Source organism: Pirellulales bacterium, from assembly GCA_035533075.1.
GTDB lineage: Bacteria > Planctomycetota > Planctomycetia > Pirellulales > JAICIG01 > DASSFG01.
In genome coordinates this window covers 63,602-85,686 of sequence record DATLUO010000029.1, presented here as the reverse complement: position 1 = coordinate 85,686, position 22,085 = coordinate 63,602, and the positions used below count along the sequence as shown (strand labels likewise).

18 protein-coding genes are annotated in these 22,085 nt (G+C 64.2%); 11 read left to right on the top strand and 7 right to left on the bottom strand.

The features are described from left to right. Positions 1–305: 305 nt before the first annotated feature. From VNH11_03175 to VNH11_03145, 7 genes are all read left to right on the top strand, one after another. Positions 306–1,364 carry a transaldolase family protein gene (locus tag VNH11_03175; GenBank protein HVA45366.1) on the top strand — a complete coding sequence of 353 codons (1,059 nt, stop codon included), beginning with the start codon at positions 306–308 and terminating at the stop codon, positions 1,362–1,364. A gap of 126 nt (positions 1,365–1,490) precedes the next feature. Further along, positions 1,491–3,602, top strand: a complete 2,112-nt coding sequence (locus VNH11_03170) for a hypothetical protein (GenBank protein ID HVA45365.1) — start codon at positions 1,491–1,493, stop codon at positions 3,600–3,602. Positions 3,603–3,610: 8 nt separating this feature from the next. Then, the gene (locus VNH11_03165; GenBank protein HVA45364.1) at positions 3,611–4,648 is read left to right on the top strand and encodes a hypothetical protein; all 1,038 of its coding nucleotides are present in this window, start codon (positions 3,611–3,613) and stop codon (positions 4,646–4,648) included. An 18-nt stretch (positions 4,649–4,666) separates the two neighbouring features. Then, positions 4,667–5,098, top strand: a complete 432-nt coding sequence (locus VNH11_03160) for a hypothetical protein (protein HVA45363.1) — start codon at positions 4,667–4,669, stop codon at positions 5,096–5,098. After that, positions 5,079–5,396, top strand: coding sequence for a hypothetical protein (locus tag VNH11_03155; GenBank protein HVA45362.1), 318 nt, complete (start codon positions 5,079–5,081; stop codon positions 5,394–5,396). The genes VNH11_03160 and VNH11_03155 overlap by 20 nt, the downstream gene beginning before the upstream one ends. Next, positions 5,383–6,579 (top strand): FtsX-like permease family protein, encoded by a 1,197-nt coding sequence (locus VNH11_03150; GenBank protein HVA45361.1) that lies wholly within the window; start codon positions 5,383–5,385, stop codon positions 6,577–6,579. The genes VNH11_03155 and VNH11_03150 overlap by 14 nt, the downstream gene beginning before the upstream one ends. Continuing rightward, positions 6,576–7,244 carry an ABC transporter ATP-binding protein gene (locus VNH11_03145; protein HVA45360.1) on the top strand — a complete coding sequence of 223 codons (669 nt, stop codon included), beginning with the start codon at positions 6,576–6,578 and terminating at the stop codon, positions 7,242–7,244. The genes VNH11_03150 and VNH11_03145 overlap by 4 nt, the downstream gene beginning before the upstream one ends. Before the next feature lie 42 nt (positions 7,245–7,286). Here the strand turns inward: VNH11_03145 and VNH11_03140 are convergent, their stop codons facing one another. The 7 genes from VNH11_03140 to coxB all read right to left on the bottom strand — a co-directional run bounded on the left by VNH11_03140 (position 7,287) and on the right by coxB (position 15,928). After that, positions 7,287–9,626: a cytochrome c oxidase assembly protein gene (locus VNH11_03140; protein HVA45359.1), complete on the bottom strand. Its 2,340-nt coding sequence runs from the start codon at positions 9,624–9,626 to the stop codon at positions 7,287–7,289. A gap of 226 nt (positions 9,627–9,852) precedes the next feature. After that, entirely contained in the window at positions 9,853–11,337 is a 1,485-nt protein-coding gene (locus VNH11_03135) for a cytochrome b N-terminal domain-containing protein (GenBank protein ID HVA45358.1), read from the bottom strand. A 129-nt stretch (positions 11,338–11,466) separates the two neighbouring features. Beyond that, positions 11,467–12,012 carry a Rieske 2Fe-2S domain-containing protein gene (locus VNH11_03130; GenBank protein HVA45357.1) on the bottom strand — a complete coding sequence of 182 codons (546 nt, stop codon included), beginning with the start codon at positions 12,010–12,012 and terminating at the stop codon, positions 11,467–11,469. Continuing rightward, complete coding sequence (locus tag VNH11_03125; protein HVA45356.1) at positions 12,009–12,821, bottom strand: c-type cytochrome; 813 nt, start codon at positions 12,819–12,821, stop codon at positions 12,009–12,011. Before VNH11_03125 ends, VNH11_03130 begins: the two co-directional genes overlap by 4 nt. Before the next feature lie 92 nt (positions 12,822–12,913). After that, positions 12,914–14,206: a hypothetical protein gene (locus tag VNH11_03120; protein HVA45355.1), complete on the bottom strand. Its 1,293-nt coding sequence runs from the start codon at positions 14,204–14,206 to the stop codon at positions 12,914–12,916. Between the two features lie 18 nt (positions 14,207–14,224). Next, entirely contained in the window at positions 14,225–14,857 is a 633-nt protein-coding gene (locus VNH11_03115) for a heme-copper oxidase subunit III (GenBank protein ID HVA45354.1), read from the bottom strand. A 42-nt stretch (positions 14,858–14,899) separates the two neighbouring features. Beyond that, complete coding sequence (coxB, locus tag VNH11_03110) at positions 14,900–15,928, bottom strand: cytochrome c oxidase subunit II (GenBank protein ID HVA45353.1); 1,029 nt, start codon at positions 15,926–15,928, stop codon at positions 14,900–14,902. Between the two features lie 249 nt (positions 15,929–16,177). On the opposite strand from coxB, the gene nrdR reads away from it, so the two are divergent. From nrdR to VNH11_03090, 4 genes are all read left to right on the top strand, one after another. Next, complete coding sequence (gene nrdR / locus VNH11_03105) at positions 16,178–16,693, top strand: transcriptional regulator NrdR (protein ID HVA45352.1); 516 nt, start codon at positions 16,178–16,180, stop codon at positions 16,691–16,693. 10 nt (positions 16,694–16,703) lie between these two features. Next, complete coding sequence (locus VNH11_03100; GenBank protein HVA45351.1) at positions 16,704–18,128, top strand: arylsulfatase; 1,425 nt, start codon at positions 16,704–16,706, stop codon at positions 18,126–18,128. A gap of 380 nt (positions 18,129–18,508) precedes the next feature. Further along, entirely contained in the window at positions 18,509–19,549 is a 1,041-nt protein-coding gene (locus VNH11_03095; GenBank protein HVA45350.1) for a hypothetical protein, read from the top strand. Between the two features lie 168 nt (positions 19,550–19,717). Continuing rightward, positions 19,718–21,754, top strand: coding sequence for a hypothetical protein (locus VNH11_03090; protein ID HVA45349.1), 2,037 nt, complete (start codon positions 19,718–19,720; stop codon positions 21,752–21,754). Positions 21,755–22,085: the final 331 nt, after the last annotated feature.

Sequence of the window (22,085 nt, the reverse complement as noted above, 5' to 3'; positions counted from 1 at the left end):
GAGCTTGGCCAGATAGCGGTTGGCGCCCGTCAACAGCCTGGCGGCCAAGCGATGCCCCGGTGCGTCTAACCGGGGCATCGCCTGGCCGCCAAGATGAACGAAGTGCCAGCCTCCACGTGGCCAGGCTCTGCCCCAGCCACCGCCAATGTCTCGGCCGCGTGACGTAGAAACACTTCGGCCGCGCTTCGAGATTTCCAAGCATGCTGGGCGGCTGACCGCAAACTTGTTATCCTGCACTTTGTCCGGCCAGCCGGACTCAAAGGCGAGCGGATTTTCCAGCCCCCCGTGAAAGGAGCAACTCGACCATGACATCCCCCTTACGAAGCCTAATCGCCAGCGGCACAAAGCTTTGGCTCGACTCGATCGATCCCGATCTGGTGGTCGAGAACCGCAGTTGGGGAGCCTCCGGCGCCACTTCGAACCCGATCATCATTGCCGACCTGATCAAGACCGGCCGCTTCGACGACGATCTCGACCAGTTCATGCGGCAAGGCCTCGACAACGAGCAGATCGCCTGGCAGCTCACCGATAAGCTGGTCCGGCACGCGCAGGACGTGTTCTTGCCCGTCTGGAAAGAAACCAAGGGCGACGACGGCTATGTGAGCTTCGAGCTCGATCCGCTGCTGGAAGACCCGGAGTCGGGTCCGCCACATGCTGAGCGCGTGGCCCGCTACATCGAACTGGGTAAGCAATGGGCGAAGGGCCACAGCAACCGCATGATCAAGGTGCCGGCCACTCCGGCCGGTCTGGGGGCGTTGGAAGAACTGGCTGCCGCCAGCATAACGCTGAACGTGACCCTTGTCTTCTCGCCGAGGCAATACCACGAGGCACGCAACGCGGTGTGGCGCGGGGCGCAGCGCCGCACGAATGGCCTCACGCACTTCAAGAGCGTCTACAGCATCTTTGTGTCGCGGCTCGACGTTTATACGGAAAAGCACGTGCCGCAGCTTTCGCCGGCCGCACAAGGCCTGGTCGGCATCGTCAACGCCAAGAAAATCTGGCGCGAGAACGGCGAATTCTGGGCCGATAAGAAGACGCCGCTGAAGCAGGAGATGATCTTCGCCAGCACCGGCACCAAGAAGAAGGAGGATCCGCCTTGGAAATACGTCGAAGCCTTCGCCGGCAGCGACATCGAGACGAACCCGCCTGCCACGAATGAGGCCGTCGAGAAGAGCGGCCGCACCATCACGCGGCAGGTCGACAAGATGCCGCCGCAAGCGGTGATCGACGAGATCGAACGGCTGGTCGACAGTCAAAAGCTGGAGCAGACGCTGATGGAAGAAGGCATCAAGAAGTTCGCCGATCCTATGAAGGCGTTGCTACAACTCATCGACGAAAAACGCGCGGCCCTGGCGACTTCGTGACGTAATAGGTAGGGTGGGACCAGCGAGCTTGCGAGCGCCGGCCCACCGGTGGCGACGTCGATTTTGGTGGGCCGGCGCTCGCAAGCTCGCATTTTTCCATCCTACGATTCACACCAACAACAACCGATGGCGATCGACCCTTACAGCCTCTGTCCCGCAGGCACGGGTAAGAAGCTCAAATTCTGCTGTTCCGACCTGCTGCACGAGCTCGACAAAATCGACCACATGCTGAACGCCGAGCAGCGGCAAGCGTGCGTCGATTACATCAGCCAGCTCGAAGCCAAGTATCCCGACCGCGCCTGCCTGCTCACCACCAAAGCGCTGGTGCTGCACAGCCTGGAACGGGACGACGCGGCTTTGCAGTCCGCCGACCGGGTGCTTGAGAAGCAGCCGACAAACCCGGTCGCCTTGGCGATGCGGGCCTTGGTGCTGATGGAAGGCGACGACCCGCTTCCGGCGCTGCGACCGCTGCACCAGGCACTGGCCGCTTGCGGCCTGGAAGTGCCGCAACGGGTCTATGAAACGGTGGGCATGGTGGCCGAGACGTTGCTCGCCCACGGTTATGTGATTGCGGCATTGGCGCACCTCCGCTGGCAGCTTCAGATCAAGCACGACTACGAGCCGGCCCTTGTTCTGGCCTATCGCCTCCAGACGGCGCCGGCCGTGCCCTTGCTCTTCAAAGACATCCGCACGTTGTTCGACCCGGCACCGGCCGGCGTGCCCTATCAGGCGGAGTTCGATGCGGCCCTGGCCCAGGCGAACGACGGCCATTGGTTCCAGGCGGCCGAGGCGTTCGATGCCTTGATGTTTCGCGCCGCCGGCTGTGCTCCCCTCTGGCGGAACCTGGGTCGGCTGCGGGCCTATTTGGCCGACGAAGCCCGTGCGGCCGACGCGCTGCGCCGCTATGCGTCGCTCGACGTGCCGCTGGACGACGCCGTCGAAGCTGAAATGTTGGCCCAATTGCTCGATCCCAAAACGGCCGAAGTCAGCGTTGAGCGGCTCCGCATTGTCTATCCCGTCGACGATGTCGACGCGGTAGCCGCCCGGCTTTCAACTTCCAAGTTGGCCTTGCGCGAGCCGATCGAAACGCTGCAAATGGAGAACCCGGACGAGCCGCCGCCAAGAGCGCTGTTTACGTTGCTCGATCGGCCCATACCGGAAAGCGGCAGCGGGCTGACCGAAGCCGAGATGCCTGAAATGATCGGCATGGTGTTGGTTTTTGGACGCCAGACCGACCGCGAGCCGCGGTTGGAACTGCTGTCCGAAAAGCCGCGGGCCGAGTCGGCGAAGGGCCGGCTGCGCGAGATCGCCGCCGATGCGTTGCAGAAGCCGCCGTTGGAAGAGTCGGCGGGCCGGATGCCGGCGCCGCTATACGCCATGCCCGGCAGTTGGCGGGTGCCCGCCGACACGCCGCCCGAGCGCATTGTGAGCCTCGGCAGCGAGCGACGGCGTCGTTATCTGCTGGAACAATGGCCGCGTCTGCCGAACCTGGCGTTGGGCGGACGAACGCCGGAGCAGGCCGCCTCCGACCGCACGGCGCGGGTGGCGGTTTTGGCGACAATCGCGCTTTGGGAATTGAACTACGGCGACGGCTTCGACTTCAACGAGCTTCGCGACCGCCTGGGCTTGCTGCGGAGCGAAGCGATCGACCCGGCCGCGGCCGATCTCGACACTTTGCCGCTGGCCCGCTTGCACCGGCTCGACGCCAAGAAGCTATCCGACGCTCAGCTTGCCACGGCCTGGCGGCGGGCGTTCCTTTTTCGGGCCAGACTGGCGTTGGTCCGCCTGGCGAGCGAGGCCGTGGCGCGGCCTTCGCTGCCCGCGGGAGATCGTGCCCAGGCGCACGGCATCCTGGCCAGCTTCGTCACGACCGTCGAAGAGGCGTACTCCCACCTGGGCCGGGCCCGCGACATCGCCAGGTCCGCCGGCATCTCTTGTGCGGGATGGGATCTCGAAGAAATGGCGATACGCCTCTCGCAGGGCCAGATCGACCGCTTTATGGAACTGGCCCAGCACATCCAGACAGTCCATCGCAACGAACCCGGCGTTTTGGAGCGGCTCGCCCGGTTCCTCTACGAGGCGGGCTTGATCGACGAACACGGCCAGCCCAGGCGAGCGCCCCCGGCACAACAGGAACTCATGGTGCCCGGCGGGACCGTCGGGGCGACGAAAATCTGGACACCCGAAGGCGAGGCTGGAGAAGGAAACAAAGCATCGCTCTGGGTTCCGGGCAGTTAGTAGGGATCATGATTACCAGCGGCTACTCCGCTTTAGCAGGTTTCATCGGCGTCTTGCAATTGATGGCCGGGGCCGCGGCCATCAGTGTCGGCGTGCGCAACGTGCTGCTCGGCCGCGTTCAGCAGGGCGACGCTGCAGACCGGCTTGAGTCGTCGACCTACCTGGCCGCGCTCCTGGCTTACCTGTTGTTAGGATTGAGCCTGGCGTCGTGGATTGTGCTCTACTTGATGCTCGACAGCTTCGTGCCACAATGGCCCGGCGCCATGTGCATCTATGGCGTCACGCTCATCGGAGAAGGCAGCCGCGGCATGTATGGCTGGCTGCCGAAGCTGGTTGTGCTGCTCCAGTTCCTGAAGCCGGCCTTGGTCTTCGCCATTGGGGCGGCCCTGGTGCTCTACCGAAGTTATCGTCTGCAAGGCACGCGCGTGCTGTTGCCGCGCATCGCATTGCTGTTGTTGATGGCGGGCATCGTGGCCTCGCTCGACGCGGCAACGGAACTGGCCTACGTGTCGATTCCCAAGCGGGAAGACATGCCCAACTCCGGGTGCTGCAGCGTTTCGGCAATCGCCCCGGAAAGCCTAATGCCGCTTAGTCCGCAAGAGCAACAACAGCTTTCGATCGCGTATTATGTCTGCCAATTGGTCATCGTGACGATGCTCTGGCGTCAAGCGCGGCAACCGGGCCGGCCGGCGGTGGCGTGGCCGCTGCTGGGCTTATCGCTCGCGGCGATCTTGACGGTTTGGGTATCGATGCGGTTTATCGTCGACGTAGCTTGTCCGATCGTGCTGCACCTTCCCTACCACCGCTGTCTGTACGACCTGGTGCAGAAGGTGCCGGAAAACGGCATGGCGATTGGCCTGCTGCTGTGGGGCACGTTTTGCGTCGGCTGGACCTGCGTCTTGGCGTGGCTGGTCCCACCCTACATCCAAGGCACTGCCGCCTCCCGGCGCGCCAGCGTTCCGCGGCTCGGCGGCTGGCCGGCCTACGCACTGGTCGGTTATCTTGGTTCATTCGTCATGATTTCGCTCGAACTTTGGTTGGCATAAATGGGAAAGGGGTTCTGGTTGTTTAGCATGACCGTGGCCGTGTTGGCGATCGGCCTGCCCTGCCTCGGTGTCTGGATGCGGCGGCAACAGGCGCCGCAATGCGCCCTCGACGGCGTTCCCATCGACGCCATCTATGCCGTCGAGATCGCCGGACCGAGCGGCAACCATCATCGCTTTTGTTGCATCCGCTGCGCGGAGTATTGGCGGGCGCAAAACAATTCCCTCGACGAAACGGTCCACGTCACCGACGAGGTCTCTGGGCGGGCTATTCCCGCCGAAGAGGCTTACTTCGTGCGCAGCAGCGTCATCACAAACCCGATCACGCTCAATCGAATTCATGCCTTTGCCGAAGGCGAAGATGCCGAGGCACATGCGCGACAGTTCAGTGGGCGTTTGTTGGAGGGCGACGCGCGTCCCTTACAGGCAAACCATGCGAACCTCGAAGGATAACCTGATTCTGGCGACGGTGCTGTTCGCCGCCGTCGCTGCCACGGTCGTCGTCGCCACCGAACAGTTCGGCGCTGCGGATCCGCAGGCGGCCGGCAGGCGGTTTCAATCGGCGGTGGGCGGTCTGGGAATGGGGCCGCACGCCGATCTATCGCATTGCGCCTGGCAATTCGATCCACGTGTGACGGACGATGACGATGCCGGCCTGGAGGCCCTGCCGGGCATACACGACTACAACCCTTGGCATTCGATGGCACTGTTTCCTGTGCCGTCGGAGACGAGTCGCCATGGCCTGGATTGAAATTGCCCGAACGGGCGTCACGTCGGTAAGGCTGCACCCCTGGCGAAGCATTGCCACAGTGCTGTGCGTGGTGGCCGTGCTGGTGCCGTACCTGGCCGGCCTGGCCATCTGTGGCGGACTGGCGGATGAAGCGGCGCAGTCGATCGACGCGGGCGCCGATCTCTATGTAACCGGCCGGCAATTCGGACGCAGCGTGCCGCTGCCGCTTGACGCCGCGGACAAAATCGCCGCCCTGCCCGGCGTCACCTCCGCCGTGCCGCGGATTGTGGGCAGGCTGGCGATTGGCGAGGAGCGTCACAGCGTGGTCGTGCTGGGAATGCCGCCCGACAAGTTGCCCGAGAGCGCCTCGCTTGTCGACGGTCGCTGGTTTACGGCCGACGACAGCAACGAACTGGTGGTCGGCAGCGCTTTGGCCGCCGGGCTGAAAGTCAAGGTCGATGCGCTGCTTCCGCCCTTTTATCAGAACCGACAGGGCGAGCGCATTTCCAAAGTGGTCGGCATCTTTTCCCACGATGCGCCGTTGTGGCAGGCGAACCTCATGTTCACGTCGTTCAAAACCGCGGCCCGTTTGTTCGATCAGCCGGCCTTGGCCACCGACATCCTGGTGCGTTGTCGCACGGGCAGCGAAGAAGAGCTGGCCGCCGCGTTCCACCGGCAACTTCATTGGACCGGCCCCGATGGCTCCAGGCTCGATGTGCGCGTCACCTCGCGGCAAGAGTTGGAAGCGCTTTGGGCGGCTGCCGCGGCGCACCGCGACGGGGTGTTTCAGCTCCATTGGATGCTGGCCTTGTCGGTGGCGGTGCTGGCGGTGCTGGTGACAAGCGCCTATGGCACCTCCCAACGCCGGAGCGAAGTCGCCGTTCTCAAGGCCATCGGATGGCGCACCGACGAAGTGCTCGTGCGTAGTGGCGTCGAGGGGCTGCTGCTCGGCTTGGCGGGCGCGGCCGTCTCGGTGCTTATCGCCTGGGTCTGGCTGCGCGGCATGAACGGCTACGGAATTGCCGATCTCTTTTTGCCGACGTTGGGCCTCCAGCCGCAAGTGAGGATTCCTTGCCGGTTGCTGCCGGTGCCCGTGTTGATCGGCGCCCTGCTATCTTGGATTGTCGTCACGTCGGGAAGCTTGTACGCGACCTGGCGAACGGCCATGACGCCCCCCGCACACGTGCTGAGGTCTTCCGGTTGACGCCGCTCATTGAGGCCCGCGCAGCAAGCAAGATTTATGCCCGTGGTGCGGCAGGGTCATTGCGCGCGGTCGACGAGGTCTCGCTGACAATCGAAGCTGGCACGTGCTGGGCATTGACCGGGCCTTCCGGATCGGGCAAGAGTACGCTGTTGGCTTTGCTGGGCGCGCTGGAGCGACCGACTTCGGGCGAGATTCGCTTCGGCGGCAAGTCGCTGGCCGGTTTGTCCGATGTGGGACTTGCCTCCGTTCGCCGGCGAACGGGGTTCGTATTTCAGAACTTTGCTCTCTTGCCGAGGCTGGCCGTTTGGGAGAACATCAGCTACCCGTTGGTTCCGCGGGGCGTGCGGCGCAACGAGCGATTGTCGGCTGCCAAAGCCGTCCTGGAGCCGTTCGGCCTGGCCGAGCGGATGTTTGAGCCGACGGGCATGCTCAGCGGCGGCGAGCAGCAACGCCTGGCGGTGGCACGAGCGTTGATCGGCAAACCCGAAGTGGTGTTGGCCGACGAGCCGACCAATCAGCTCGACGAGCAATCGGCGGAAGCGGTGACCGCGGCCTTCCGGCGACTGACGGCCGACGGCGGCACGCTCGTGCTCGCCACTCACGACCCGCGGCTGGCGGCCTTGGCCACGCACGTCGCCAAAATGGAGGCGGGGCGGTTGTGTTAGGAAGCTGACACAACCCTGATGGAAAAGTCGCGTCCGCATCACTTATCCTCCGACCATCATCGTGCCACGCATCTGCATCGGTTGAAAGACGGTCCAGACGCCGACGAGAAACAGCAGCGTGATGGCCGCCGACCAAGGGAGCCACGCCTTGACAACTTGCGAGACTTGCGAGCAGTCGGCGGAGATCAGCCGGTAAGCGGTATAGAGGGAAAGCAAAAAGCCGAAGTCGAGAAACAGCAGTTCCGCGCGCAGCAGCCAACCTGGCGATGTCGGGCAGCAGGCGCAGCTCCAGCGTAGTTCGCCGATACCCGTCAGACCGAGGTCGGCGACGAATCGTTGGGTTACGGGGACCACGGTCTCATAACTAGTAAACAGGTGAAAACCATAATGTGCCAGCCACATGCCGAATCCGACGGGGATCAGTGCGTACGCATATCGGGTCGCCACGCGAACGCGCGTTAACGATAAGCCCGCCCAGCGGCGGCTCACCGTGCTAACCAGACCCACCAAAGCAAGCGGCGCGAGAACAATCGCCAGCAGGTAATAGATGGTGATGATCGCGCGCGGCGAGAGGCCGAGCATGGCCTGCATCTGATGCTCAAACTCGACGACCGGCCGGACCATGCCTGCGGCATTGGCGAAGGCCCCGAAAACGAATACGGCGACCAACGCGGCGATATCTGGACGCTGCGATAGCCGGCCGATGCCCGAACGAAAGGTGTCGTGCCACAGTTGCGAGCCGGGCATGCTGGCGAGGAAGCCGACGTTGGCGTGCGGACACGAGTGAACGCAATCGAGGCAGAAGGTGCAGTCCATGTTGCCCGACTTCTTGGGTTGAAACAGATCGAGCTCGCAGCCGGGAATGCCGTTGCCGCCGCGGATGCAGTCCTTGGTGCGGCAGCTCGTGCAAATTTGATGGTCGCGGACGGCGATCTCCAGCGGCGAGACGAGCGACTGCACGAAGTTGAATTGGCCGATCGGGCAGACGTATTTGCAGAACGCCGCGCCGCGAAAGAAGCCGTCGGCGGCAAAGGCAGTTGCGAAATAGCCGATCGTGATCCAGGCCGTCACCCAGGGGCTGTTCCACAGTGCGAACGCTTCATAGGCCCAGAGGAACAACACGACCAACGCCACGGCCAACCATTTGCTTCGCAGCCATCGTGGCCAGGCATGCCGTTGCGGCAGCCAACGGCCGGCGAGCTTACGCGGCAGCGTGAAAGGGCAAGCCATGCATGACACGTTGCCCACCGCCAACAGGCCCAACACCAGCAGCCCGCGCCAATGAATCCAGGGCAAGACGCCGGCCAGATTCAAGGCGCTCGCCTGCGGACCCGCGAGGCCGTCGTAAATCACCGCGGCGGCCACGAGCAGAAGCGGAATTTGCATCGCCATACGGGCATGGCGCCAGCGGAGGAAGGTCGTCACGAAGCCAATGGTTGCGCCGCGCCGGGAGGAAGGCCATGCCTGCATTGACGCCGGATTGATCAGGGGCAGGCGATACTCCGTCTCGCCGACCACGCTGGCAGTCTGCTTACTACGCGCGGACTTGCGATGGCCGATCTCGGGTTTTTCTCCATACAGCAGCCGCAGCCCAATCGCGAAGAGCGGCGCCAGAAACGCGACCGAGCCGGGAACCCACATGATGACGCCGGCCGCGGATTGGTCCTCCAGCGGCGAGATGTTCCCGATCCGCGGCACTTGCTCGTAGTACGGATAGATGACCTTGCCCGAGAAGGTAACCAAAGCGGAAAGCACGGTGTTTTGCACGTCGGCCAGAATCAGGTACGGCAGCAGCAGCCAGCCCGACCAGCGTGGCCGGCTCGGACAGGGCCGCACGACCGGATACCAGAAGATGAGTCCGGAAAGCAGGAAACAGGCGTGCTCGGTGTAGTGCCATCCGCTTGCGCGCAGGGCAAGGTCATAAGCCGGCGGGATGTGCCACAGCCAGGTGGCGGCGACGAAGATGGGCAGGGCCGCGAACGGATGGGTCAACCGCCCGAAAAGCCGGCGCACCCTGCGAGATGATAAAAGCGGCGCCACCCAAGAGACGCGTACCGGCCGCGGCAGGCCGCGCACAAGTGGGAAAAGCGGCGCGCCCAGCCAAACCAGCGGCGGCGCGACCATCATCAACAGCAGGTGCTGCACCATGTGGACTTCGAGCAGCAGCGAGGCCAACGGCTCGATCGGCGACGCCAAAGCCAGGTAGATCGCCGTCAGGCTACCGACGAACGCGGCGAGTTGCCCGCCGTGCCAGCGCGTCGAGTCGTGGCGTCGGAGCACGCACCAGCCGCGTTGATACACGACGGCTAAAAGGATGCAGGTCGCGAGCAGCCACGGATCCCAGGGCCAAGAGCGAAGGATCGCATCAAGTGTCGGGCTCATGTGTACTCCTTAATACTGCCTGCGGCGGCCGTTGAAGCCATGGTGGCTGGGCAGAGCTTGGCCAGATCGCGGCTGGCGCCCTTCAATAGCCTGGCAGCCAAGCGATGCCCCGGTGGTGGTGCTACCGGGGCATCGCTTGGCCGCAGGGCATGTTGCCAAATCCAGCGCCGCCCGGCCAAGCTTCTGCCCCAGCCACCTAAACTGTCTCATTCTTGCCCGCTGCAACTCAATCCGACTGATCTGCGGGCCGAGCGGCCGGCTGCCCGTGAGGACGCAGCGCCGAGAGGAACGCCACCATGGCCGTCATCTCGTGGGGCGAGACCCGCTTGCCGTAGGCCGGCATTTTGCCGCCGCCGGGCGTGCCGTTGCTGATCTGGTCGATAAGCTGATCGACCGTCAGTCGAGCGCCGACGCCCGCCAGGTCCGGCCCGCGCTTCCCGCCATGCCCTTCCAAGGCGTGGCAGTTGCGACAGTTTTTATATTGAAACACCGCCGCGCCGGCCAGCCGCCGCGGCGTGGCGCCCTCGATCATGTCCGTCGGCACCGGCTCGCCGCTCCAGGAGGTCATTCGCGGAGACCAAGGGGCCGTGGCGCCTTCATACGTCAACACGCCCAGCACCGTATAGCCGACGATCACCAACAGCACCGCCAGCGGCCGGCGACTCGGCGCTCGCTCGCCGCGATTGCTGATCACCGGCACCAGAAACAGGGCCGCGATCAACAGCAGCGGCAGCACCAGTATAATGAACGTTTCGGCCTCGGGTGGGCTTAGCGACAACAGCGCGAACAGCCACAGGAAAGGCCATTCCGGCCGCGGATTGGCGCCGGCCAAGAGCGGGTCAGGAGGATCGGTGGGGCCTTTGGGACCGAGCACCGCCGCCAGCGTCACCACGACGAGCACCGCGAGCGCCGAGAAAAAGGCGTCTTTCAGCATCGCCGGCCCCAAGAACGGCACGCCCGTGGTGTGGACCTCCTGCTGGTACTCGGCGTCGTAACGATCCGGGTCAACCGTCTGGCCGGGCACGGGCGCCGCGCTGATACCGCACTTGAGCACCAGCCATAGATGCACCGCCAAAGCCACCAGCAGCGTGCCGGGAATCACGAACACGTGCAGTGCAAAGAAGCGGCTCAAGGCGTCGCCGCCGATCACGACGCCGCCCAGGACCAAATGGACAAGCTGCGGACCCATGCCTGGTGCGCGGCCGGCCATCGAGCCGCCGACCGCCAGGCCCCAATAGGCGTCCGGGTCCCAGCGCAGCACCTGGCCGGTGAAGAACATCCCCAGCGTGCAGAGCAACAGCACCACGCCGAGCATCCACGTCAACTCGCGCGGATACTTGTAAGCACCGTGCAGGAAGACCTGTGTCGCGTGGGCCAGCACGAGCACCACCATGCCCGACCCCGCGTAATAATGTAACGCCCGCAGGAACCAGCCGAGCGGCGCTTCATAGTCGAGCCAGAGCAAGCTGTCGTAGGCTTTGTCGGCCGCCGGCACATAGACCAGCGCCAGCCCGATGCCGGTGAGAATTTGCACCATCAACAGCGTCATCGACGCGCTGCCGAACACGTACCACCAGCCCAACGGTCCGGCCGAGCTGCGCGGAATCGGGTGCCGCATCATCGGCAGGACCGTATCGCTGAAGCGGAGGCGGAGGTCGAACCACTGTGCGACACGACGCAGGGCGATTGTGGAACGGTGATCAGGTGTCATGCGATCGCCCCTCCGCCGTCGCCACATGGATTTGTAGGGTGGGACCAGCGAGGTTGCGAGCGCCGGCCCACCGATGGCGAAGTCGTTTTTCTGTTTTCCTGAACCCTGAACCCCGAACCCCGAACCCTCTCATGCCGTTTCCTCCAACGTGTCTTGCAGCGTGGGATAATGCGGTGCCTGCACTTCAAGTTGGCCGTCCTGGATGCGCCAGACGCAATGAAACATTCCGCGCGGCGGCGGCCCCGACGCCCGTTCGCCGGTGGCGTAGTACACGCCGCCGTGACATGGGCACATGAACAGACCCGATTGCGGGAACCACGAAACCGGGCAGCCGAGGTGGGCGCAATTCATGGCCAACACCAGAAACTGCTCCTGCTGGTCCTCGCCTTGATTGCGAACATAGACGCCCGTGTGGGCCACGATGCCGTCCCACGGCTGGCCAAGCGGATTGTCGAAGCGCACCAGCCGTGTCTCGTTCAAGGGGAAGCCGGCGACGCTGCCCAGCGGCACCCAGGTAATCGGTTTCTTGCGCACTCCCGTGACGTAACCAACGAACGGCAGGCCGACGACCGCGGTTGCGATCCCGCCAAATAGATAGGTGATTCTCTCGAAAAAAGTGCGCCGCGGAGGGCGAGGCTCGGGGGCGGGAGATTCGATGTTGGCAACGTCGTTCATGGATTTCGTCCTTGGCCATCGGCCGATAATCGTTCGAGCGATCGACTCGCGTCGTGGAGCGCGGGCGGTGCCGAGTTTTGCCGCCAAGCGGCAAGCAAAGCGACCAGCCCATCAATGTCGGCCGACGAGAGTGGCTTGTAATCCGAGTGACGGGCATCGCCGTCGGCAAAGTGCGGCATGCCCAAGTCGGGTCTGCCGGTAACGATCAATCGGCGCAAGGCCTGATCGCTGATCAGCCCCAGGAACGCGGGATCGTTGATCGCGCCGGCGTGGCTCGTTCCCTCGCCGTTGTCGCCGTGACAAACGGCACAGGCACGGGCGAACGTGCTCGCGCCGGCCGTCAGGCTTTTGGTGGATTCGCTGTTGGTATCGTGGTCGGCCAGATACGACGGCAAAGGCGCTTGCGTGGCGACCTTCGATTTCCAGCGTGGCTTCAGCCCTGCGGCCAATGCCTTGACTTGTGCTTCCGTCAGCGGGCCGCCGCGCTCACGGTCGAAGGCGGCCATCGGAGTGCCCGGCCGGCCTTCGGTAATGACGCGCAGCAGCTCGGCGTCGGGCACGATGCTCAAAAAGATGGCGTCGTTGAGCGGAGGAGCGGGTCCGAGTTTCCCCACCGCGCCGTGGCAACCGGCGCAGTTCGTCTGGAACAAGCGATCGAAATCGACGACCTCATCGGCGCGCACAGGGCGGTTCGCCGGATCGGGCCGACCGGGGAAATCGCAGCCGGCCGTAAGGCACGCCAGCGTAATCACCGAGATTGAGACATACGCGATCCAATTTGCGTCAAGTCCCGGCCGCGGAGCGGCCACGGAGTTTAGCCGTGGGTGCCAACCCACGGGAAGATTTCGACCGCGAGCGAAAGCCGCGTAGCGGCGACGGAGTCGTCGAATGAGAGAATCCATCACCCTCCCACCTCCTCGTACAATCGCTCGGGGCCGCTGCCCGCCGGCGGAATGTGGACCATCTCGCTGCGCACGACAATCACCGCCGCCGCGAGGCCGAAGAAAAGCTGCGAGAAGATGAACCACGGCCAATCGACTCGCTCGGCGAGCAGCGGATTGACGACGCCCATCATGGCATAGCTCGTGGCCGTCCAGACCGGCGGCAGCAGCATGCCGCCCCAGGCCAGCGGACCGGGAATCTCCGGCAGACGCGGCAGGAGAAGCCCGAACAGAACGCCGAAACTGAGCGAGATGGCGGCGTGAATGACGATCCCGGCGAGCAACCAACTGGCATGAAACGTCGTCAACTCTGCGGCCGGCAAGCTGTCGATGCCGGGCATGACCATGCCGGCCAGCAGGTTCACGGGATACCAGATGCCGTGACCGGAAAAGTGGCCCCACAAGATCGCCGGCAGCGGCATCAGCGCGGCGCCGAGGAGCGCGCCCAAAACGGCGGCTCTCAGGGGCTGACCATTTTGGGCTCGCATCACGACCAAGGCCAAGATTACGCCAAAAACAAACTGCGACGCGATGAACCAGGGCCAATCGACTCCCAGTTTGAGCAACGGATTGACGGCGCCCATCATGGCAAAGCTCACGCCGGTCCAGAGCATCGGCGCCAATAGCGCGCCCCAGGCCAACGGCTTGGGAATGTCGGGCATGGTCGGCATCAGCACGCCGTAGATCATCCCCAGCACGACCGACATCATCGCGTGGATGACAACAGCCACCATCAGCGGCAGGAGGTTGAATTGTTCAAGCTGCCCAATGGTCGCCTGGTCGATGCCCGGCAGCACCATGCCGGCCAACAGATTCACCGGATACCAGATGCCGTGGCCGCTAAGCACACCGTAAGCGAGGGCGGGCAACGGCATGACGAGACCGCCGACGATGCCGCCTTTCACGCCGGCGGAGATCGGATGCACCCGCTCCGGCAGCCGCATGCGATAGCCCGGCACGCCGGCGCGGAGTTGCTCCACTTTGCCCGGCACGCCGGGGACGATGGCGGGCCGCAGCGCCGGAGCTACGAGCGGTTCGTGTACGTGGCCGCGGCCCGGCAAAAGCTGACTCATCCAGTGGCCGAGGCCGGTGAGAAACAGCCCGCCTCCGACCACCATGAATGCCACGCTTGCCACAGCACCCACCGCCAGCACGGTCAAGCCGACCGACAAGACGAGCGGCGCCGCCGTCGGTCGCGGCATCTCGACCATGTCGTGCTCGCCCGGCTGTGAATGCATTGGCTCGGTTGTCACGTTCGCGCTCACTTGTTCTTACCTGCCGATCAAATAGACCACCGCGAAGACGACAATCCACACGCCGTCGACAAAGTGCCAATACCACGAGACGAGCTGGACCGGCTGTCGGTTTTCCGTGGAAAGCCGACCGGCGAGCATCAAGCCAAGCACGGCCAGCATCATGAGGATCCCCATCGTCACGTGAAGGCCGTGAAAGCCGACCAGCGTGTAAAACGTCGAGCCGAATAGGTTGCGGCCGATCGTAAGTTGATGCTCGACGATCAGCTCGCGCCATTCATAAGCCGTGCCGAGCAAGAACGCGATGCCGAGCGCGATCGTGGCTGTCCAGGCGAGCCGGAACTGAAGCTTGCGGCCTTGGTGCAACCGGCGGTCAGCCAGATGCATCGTGCCGCTGCTGGCCAACAGGCAGAATGTCGTCCCCAACACCAGCGGCAATGACAGCACCTCACTGGGCATCGGGCCGGCGATGTCCTGGCCGATGTAGGCCACGTAGGCGGTGATGAGCGTGCCGAAAAAGGCCACTTCGGAAACCAAAAACGCGAGCATGCCCCATTGCGCGGCATCGAGCGTCTTCTCCGGCGCGATGGCGGGTGGAAACGGCAGCCCGGTGGTGCCGCAGTGGTCGGCAACGCCAACGTGTGAGTTCACCTCCATGGCGTCTCCAGTTCGACAACGGCCATAAATCGCACCTTACCTCAGGGTCAGCAGATATTCGACGATTTCATCAATTTCATGCGGGCTGAGACCGAACGCAGGCATGAGACAGCCCTGCTTCACGCTCTGCGGATCTGCAAGCCACTGCCGTAGGGTCTCTCGATCGTTCGTCGCCATTCCCGAAGCCAGCGTTTGACGGGCCATCAGGTGCGTGAGATCGGGCCCGAACTTGCCGTCGGCCTTCGTGCCCCGCACGCGATGACAATTGACACACGACTGGGCCAAGAACGTCGACTGCGCGCCAGTCGCAGCACGATCGCCGGCGGCCGGCGCGACGGCTGGTTCACTTTCATTCTCCAACCACCGCTCGAAGTCGGCGGGTTCGTCGACCATTACGCGCAGCAGCATGTTGGCGTGTTGTGTGCCGCAATACTCGGCGCACTGGCCGAGGTAGAGTCCCGGTTTGTCGGTCTGGAACCACATTTCGTTTGGGTGGCCGGGAATGAGGTCGGTTTTCCCACCCAGCCGTGGCAACCAAAAGCTGTGGCAGACGTCGGCCGATTTGAGCGTGAGGTAAACAGGCCGGACGACGCCACCGCCGCTGGCTGGCACGTGCAGTTCGTTGGCGGTGACGGTTCCCAGCTTGCGGCCATCGTAAGTGTCGTAGACGTATTCCCACCACCACTGATGCCCGATGACCGTGACATAGAGCGCCCGGTCTCCCGGCTTCGGCTCAGGATTGGGACGATTGACGGCCCACAGCGTTCGCGTAACCACAAGGACCAGAATGAAGACGATCAGGGCCGGCGCCGCCGTCCAGGCGATCTCGATCGCCTTGCTGCCGTAGACCTGCGGCGGCTCGCTGGCTTGCGGCCCGCCGCGGCCCCGGAAGCGGGCCACCGAATAGAACAGCACGCCTTCGACGATGATGAAGATGAACGCCGAGATGGCGGCCACCAGCAGCGACAGGCTGCGGATCGATTCGGCCGACGGCGAGGCGGGGTCAAAAATCGACAGATTCTGGACCGCATCCGGACCGCTCGCTAGCAGGAAGAATTCGCTCATCGTGGAATCCAAGTCTAATGTTCGTGGCCCTGAACGACTACCTCGTCGGTTTCATGCCCAAGCGAAGTGGCTTGCCGTACCAATCAACAAAGCCATGACGCACCAATTGTGGTTGTAGGTAGCGGCCGCGAGCAAGGCAACCGCCGTGCCAAGGATGCGCGATTGTCGTTTCCGACGCTGGCGCGGCCTCTCCGGAATTCTCACGAATTCTGCTACGCAGGGCGCGCGGCAAGAGCTATGATAGACGCCATGCAGTGCCCTTTTTGCCGCACCGACCACGACCGGGTCATCGACTCGCGCGCCAGCGACGACGGCTTTGCCATTCGCAGGCGGCGAGAATGTCTCGCGTGCAAGCGGCGCTACACAACCTACGAGCGAGTCGAAGAGCCGGCCATCAAGGTGGTGAAAAAAGACGGCGTTCGCGAACCGTTCAGCCGCGGGAAGATCAAAAGCGGGCTGCAAAAGGCCTGCTGGAAACGGCCCGTCAGCGACGAGAAGATCGAAGCCATCGTCGCCTCCATCGAAAACGACATCTACGCCAATTTCGACACGGAGGTCGACAGCCGTCACTTGGGCGACATGGTGATGCAGTTGCTGCGCGAACTCGACGAAGTGGCCTTCGTCCGCTTCGCCAGCGTTTATCGGCAGTTCAAGGACGTGCGCGATTTCGTGGACGAACTGGAGCCGATCCTGGCGGAGACCACGCAGGCCAGGCAAGTCAAAGCAGCGCGGCCGAAGGTGACGGTGTGTAGGGAACAGGAATGACGGGTGACCTATGTCGCGTATCGCACTTGTTTTGACGCTCTTGTCCGCCGCTGCGGCTACCGCCGCCGATGCGGCAAAAAAGCCCAACATCGTGTTCATCCTGGCCGATGACCTCGGCATCGGCGACCTGGGCTGCTACGGGCAAACGAAAATCAAGACGCCGAACATCGACCGCCTGGCGGCCGAGGGGATGCGGTTCAGCAACTTTTACAGCGGCTGCTCGGTCTGCGCCCCCAGCCGCTGCACGCTGATGACCGGCATGCACCTCGGCCACGCCACCGTGCGCGACAACATGCAGCGAGCGCCGGGCAAAGAGGGCCAGCACCCCATGCAGGCGGGCACGGTGACGGTGGCGCAATTGCTGAAGAAAGCCGGCTATGCGACGGCCATCGTCGGCAAGTGGGGCCTGGGCATGCCCGACGATCACAGCAGCCCGCTCGATTTCGGCTTCGATCATCACTATGGCTATCTCTGCCAAGGCATGGCCCACACGTATTACCCGCCCTATCTTTGGCGCGACGACCGGCAGGAGCCGCTGGCCGGCAATCCGCCCTATTCTTACGGCCAGAAGGCGGTGATCGAGCTGTCGGGAAAGACCTACTCGCACGACCTGATGTCCGACGACGCACTGGGCTGGGTGCGCGAGCACAACGACGGCCCGTTCTTTCTTTACCTGGCATTCACCATTCCGCACCTTTCGTTGCAAGTGCCCGACGATTCGCTGGCCGAGTACCGCGGCAAGTGGCCGGAGACACCGGTGACGAACTCGAAGCATTACGCCAACCACCCCACGCCGCGGGCCGCCTACGCCGCCATGATCACCCGCATGGACCGCGACGTCGGCCGGCTGATGCGGCTGCTCGACGAGCTGCAACTCGACGACAACACGCTGGTCTTCTTCGCCAGCGACAACGGTGCGGTGTTCCCTCATACGGGCACCGACCCGGAATTCTTCCAGAGCACCGGCGGCCTGCGCGGCTACAAGCAAGACCTTTATGAAGGCGGCATCCGCACGCCGTTCATCGCCCGTTGGCCGGGACACATCGCCGCCGGCGCCAGCAGCCCGCTCATAGGCGCGTTTTGGGACATGTTGCCGACCTTCTGCGACCTGGCCGGCGGGACGCTGCCCGACGACAGCGACGGACTCAGTATTTTGCCGACGCTGCTGGGGCAATCCGGGCAGAAGCAGCACGAGTATCTTTACTGGGAGTATCAAAGCGGCGGCCGGGCACAGGCCGTGCGATTTGGCGACTGGAAGGCCGTGCGCAACAACGTACGCAAATCGCCCGACTCGTTGCCGGAGCTTTACAATCTGGCCGACGATCCGCAGGAGAAGACGGACGTGGCCGCCAAGTTCCCCGACATCGCCGCGCGCGCCGCGGCATATATGAAGGCCGCGCACACGCCGAGTTGGGAGCCGAAATGGAATTTCTGATTCCCAAAAACGGTTCCCTGCGGTAGTTTATCCAGAAGTTGACGGGGAACCAACAAAAAAGACTTTCTCGACCCGACACCACGCTTGCGGCAATGAGGGCTTGCATGATCCGCTTCACTTGTGACGGTTGTGGCAAAGTCTATTCCGGCGCCGACGAGCTGGCCGGCCAGCAGGCCCGCTGCCGTCAGTGCGGCGCGCTGTTCACCGTCGGGGCGGCCCAGCCGGCCGCAAGACCACCCGCGCGTCCAGCATCGTCCGCCGCGCCTCGTCCAAAACCCCGCACGGCCTCGCCGGCCGCTCGGCCCGCGCGTCGACCGGCTCAACCGCTGCCGGAAGCTCCGCTGCCGGAAGCCGAGGTCGTGTCGGGCTTTAGTCTCGACTTGAGCGCTCTTGGTCCGCTCGACGCTCCCGCGCTGTCCACCGCGTCGGTCGACCTGTTGCGCCCCTCGGCGCTCGGCGTTTCCACGCATCGCCGCAAGAAAAAAAGCGGTGCCCTGCTGTGGCTGATCTTCGGCGGCACGGGAATCACTGCGGTGGCGTTACTGGCGATTCTGATTATTCTGCTGGTCGACATGATCGGTGGTGGCAGCGCCAATAATCCAATCGCCTACCTGCCGTCGACCTACACGCTCGCTGCATCAATACGCGTGCGGAACTTGCTCGACCGCGCGGCGTCGGTTCCTCAGATCAAGCCGCAAATCGACGAGGCACTCAACAACGCCGTCTCGCAGGGCTTCGATCCTCGCGACATGCAAGAAGTGTTCATCGTCATCGATGGACTTGACGGCTACATCGCGGCCAAACTGTCGCGGCCGGTGGGCCTGTCGAGTTTGCCCGGAATTTCGTCGTCCGGCGAGTCACATCAAGGAATGCCCATTTACACGATGTCGAACCGGAAATCCGCGAATCTACCGATCGGTGTATCCCCGTCAATGCAAACGATGTATTACGTAACACCGTCGGCCAACCTGCTCATCGGTGCAACGAAATCCGAGCGGCTCAAAGAGGCGATCGATCGCGCGAAAGAAGGACGCGGCGGGCGCCTCGACTTGCCGACCGGTTACGATCTCGTGCTGCGCGCCAAGACTCATGGCGTGCATCAGTCGCACGGCGGCATCATCGCGAGTTTCAACAGGGTGCATGGGTACTTCGTCACTTTGCGCTGGACCGACACACTGTCGTTCAACGCCGACATTGACACTCAAGACGCGGAGACGGCCAATATGCTGCAGCAATTGCTGACCACGGCACTGCAGAGTTCACGCACGGGATTGTCGCAACAGCCGCAGGCCGCCGCCGCGGCGGGCATACTCGAGTTAGTCCACGCCTCCGTAAGCGGATCGCAGCTTCGCGTCAGCGGTTCCATACCCACCAGCCAACTCGCTTTACTCCCGCCGCCGAGCATCCCAGCGGGCCGTTGACGGGCGCTTTCAGCCGACTGCTGGTTCCCCCAACCTCCCCTGCTTTCCGCGTCGCTCGATTTTCTCCCCTCCGCGCGGCTCATCCGATTAAACCCGGCCTTTCGTCATTGCCGATAAGTCGCGATGGAACGATATTCTTCACGCCATTTCGACGGCAGGAAAGCACCCATGCGCTGGTTACGACAAGCCACCGTCTCGACCGCACTTACGGCGATCGTCGTGTACAGTGGGACCGCGGCGGCCCAGGAAACGAACCACTCCGCCCATCGCCGCGCCCCACTCTTCGACCGCCTTCGCCGCTCGCTGACGGGAGAGCCGGAAACGCCGCCCAAGCACGTTCATCCCACCCCGGCGGGCAAAACCTCCGGCGGGTCGGCCAAGAGCGACGAGGGACCTACGCGGCTGACCAACCAGTCGGCCACCACGGCCAAGGCCCGTTCGGGTCCGTCCAGTGAGACGAAGCCCCCCACCATCAAGTCGTCGACCAGCCGCACGTCTTCCAGCCGCCGCACCGCCAGCCGACCGCAGCCCGTAGAGAGCGAAACGCCGGCCGACGACACTCCCACCTTGGCCGACGAGCCGGAGTTGGCCATGGTGCCCGACAAATTGGACCGCGACGACTTGGAGAGCGAATCGGCCGTGGTGGCCGGCCCCGCCAAGCCGCACGCGTCGAAGCCCGTCAAGACCGAGAACAAACGGGCCGCCAGCGACGAGATTGGCGACCCCAAATCACTCTTCGTCCGCACGATGCCCAAGGTGACGATTCAAGGGACCGGCCCGCACCGCCTGTCGGTGGGCCAGCCCGCCGATTACAAGCTGGTGGTGAGCAACCACGGCGACCAGCCGGCCAGCGATCTGGTGGTCATGGTTTCGTTGCCCGACACGGCCGAATTGAGCTCCACGCGGCCCAGCGCCGGCACCATCGACCGCTCGCCCAGCGGCTGTGCTTTGCAGTGGGCCATCCGCACCCTGCCGCCGGGCAAGCACGAAGAGCTGGCCCTGCGGATCGTGCCGCACGACAGCTCCGCGTTGGCCTTCGACGTGCGCTGCGGCGTGGCCGCGGTCTCGGCCAAGGCCACGCTCGACGTGCAAGAAGCCAAGCTGGCTCTGCAGATCGACGGGGCCGTCGAGGTGCTCTGCGGCGAGAAAGAAATCTATCGCCTGACGCTGAGCAACCCCGGCAACGGGCCGGCCGAGAATGCCGTGATCCATCTAATGCCGCTGCCGCCCGACGAGGGCGTTCCGGCGACGCACCGCGTCGGCACGCTGGCGGCCGGCGAGACCAAGGTGGTCGAGATCGAGCTGGTGGCCCGGCAAGGCGGCCCGTTGACGATTCAAGCTCGTGCCACCGCCGACGGCGGCATCCACACCGCCGCCGGGCACGAAGTGGCCGTGCGCCAGCCGGCCGTGCAAGTGGAAGTCGCCGGTCCGCCCCGGCAGTACGCCGGCGCTCCGGCCACCTATCGCTTGCGGGTGCGCAATTCGGGCGACGCCACGGCCCGGCGCGTGAAAGTGACGGCCGTGTTGCCCGAAGGCTCGGAGTGCGCCGCCGCGTCGCACGACGCGAAGATCGACATCAAGCACGGCCGCGCCACTTGGTCGCTTTCGTCGCTGCCGGCCGGCGCCGAACAGCTCTTCACCGTCAAGTGCCTGATGAAGTCGCCCGGCGAGAACCGTCTGGAGGCGACGGTGACGGCCGACGGCAATTTGAAGCACAGCAGCGTGGCGCTCACCGACGTGATGGCCGTGGCCGACCTGGCGCTCGACGTGGTCGATCCCTCCGGCGCGGTGCCCATCGGTCAGGACTCGGTGTATGAAGTCCGCGTCCGCAACCGCGGCGACCGTCCGGCCGAAGGCGTCGATGTGACGGCCTTCTTTTCCAACGGCGTGGAACCGTTCTCGACCGACGGCCCGGCCCACTCGATCTCATCGGGCACGGTGGTGTTCGAGACCTTGCCCTCGCTGGGAGCGGGTGAAGAGAAAGTGCTGAAGATCCACGCCAAAGCGACGAGCGCGGGCACGCACCGCTTCCGCGTGGAGCTGCAGTGCAAGTCGCTGGGCACGAAGTTGACCGAGGAAGAAACCACGCTCTACTACGCCGACGTGCCGGCCGAGCGATCGGCACAGCCGGAATCCGTCGCAGACGAAGCACCGGCCCCGGAGCCGCACCTGGCCCGCCCGAAGGGCTCGCGGCCAGTGCGGTAAGCGTGGCCGGCCGGCGAACCGCACGTTGGGTAAGGCCGAAGGCCGCCGTAGCACCGAAGCTGCGTCATTCGATAGCCCAGGGTGGAACCCACGTTGTTCTACACAAGTCCGACGCTGCGTCGCGGCCGTTGCGTTTCCCGGTCCCGTAGGGACGGTAGAGTTTAGCCGTGGGCGCGAGCCCACGGAAAAGGGACGCCAACGATCCGCGCAGCCGCGTAGCGGCGACAGAGTGCGTGGTGCGATACCTTCTGTCGCCGCTACGCGGCTTGCCTAATCTCCCGCATCGGTACCGTGGGCTCGCGCCGCTCGCGCCCACGGCTAAACTATCTCG

What these genes read in the sequence shown, in the direction of transcription:
- VNH11_03100 (HVA45351.1), top strand. Translation starts at nt 16,704, where the DNA reads ATGTCGCGTATCGCACTTGTTTTGACGCTCTTGTCCGCCGCTGCGGCT.
- nrdR (HVA45352.1), top strand. Translation starts at nt 16,178, where the DNA reads ATGCAGTGCCCTTTTTGCCGCACCGACCACGACCGGGTCATCGACTCG.
- VNH11_03170 (HVA45365.1), top strand. Translation starts at nt 1,491, where the DNA reads ATGGCGATCGACCCTTACAGCCTCTGTCCCGCAGGCACGGGTAAGAAG.
- coxB (HVA45353.1), bottom strand. Translation starts at nt 15,928, where the DNA reads ATGAGCGAATTCTTCCTGCTAGCGAGCGGTCCGGATGCGGTCCAGAAT.
- VNH11_03130 (HVA45357.1), bottom strand. Translation starts at nt 12,012, where the DNA reads ATGAACGACGTTGCCAACATCGAATCTCCCGCCCCCGAGCCTCGCCCT.
- VNH11_03175 (HVA45366.1), top strand. Translation starts at nt 306, where the DNA reads ATGACATCCCCCTTACGAAGCCTAATCGCCAGCGGCACAAAGCTTTGG.
- VNH11_03135 (HVA45358.1), bottom strand. Translation starts at nt 11,337, where the DNA reads ATGACACCTGATCACCGTTCCACAATCGCCCTGCGTCGTGTCGCACAG.
- VNH11_03165 (HVA45364.1), top strand. Translation starts at nt 3,611, where the DNA reads ATGATTACCAGCGGCTACTCCGCTTTAGCAGGTTTCATCGGCGTCTTG.
- VNH11_03140 (HVA45359.1), bottom strand. Translation starts at nt 9,626, where the DNA reads ATGAGCCCGACACTTGATGCGATCCTTCGCTCTTGGCCCTGGGATCCG.
- VNH11_03155 (HVA45362.1), top strand. Translation starts at nt 5,079, where the DNA reads ATGCGAACCTCGAAGGATAACCTGATTCTGGCGACGGTGCTGTTCGCC.
- VNH11_03090 (HVA45349.1), top strand. Translation starts at nt 19,718, where the DNA reads ATGCGCTGGTTACGACAAGCCACCGTCTCGACCGCACTTACGGCGATC.
- VNH11_03150 (HVA45361.1), top strand. Translation starts at nt 5,383, where the DNA reads ATGGCCTGGATTGAAATTGCCCGAACGGGCGTCACGTCGGTAAGGCTG.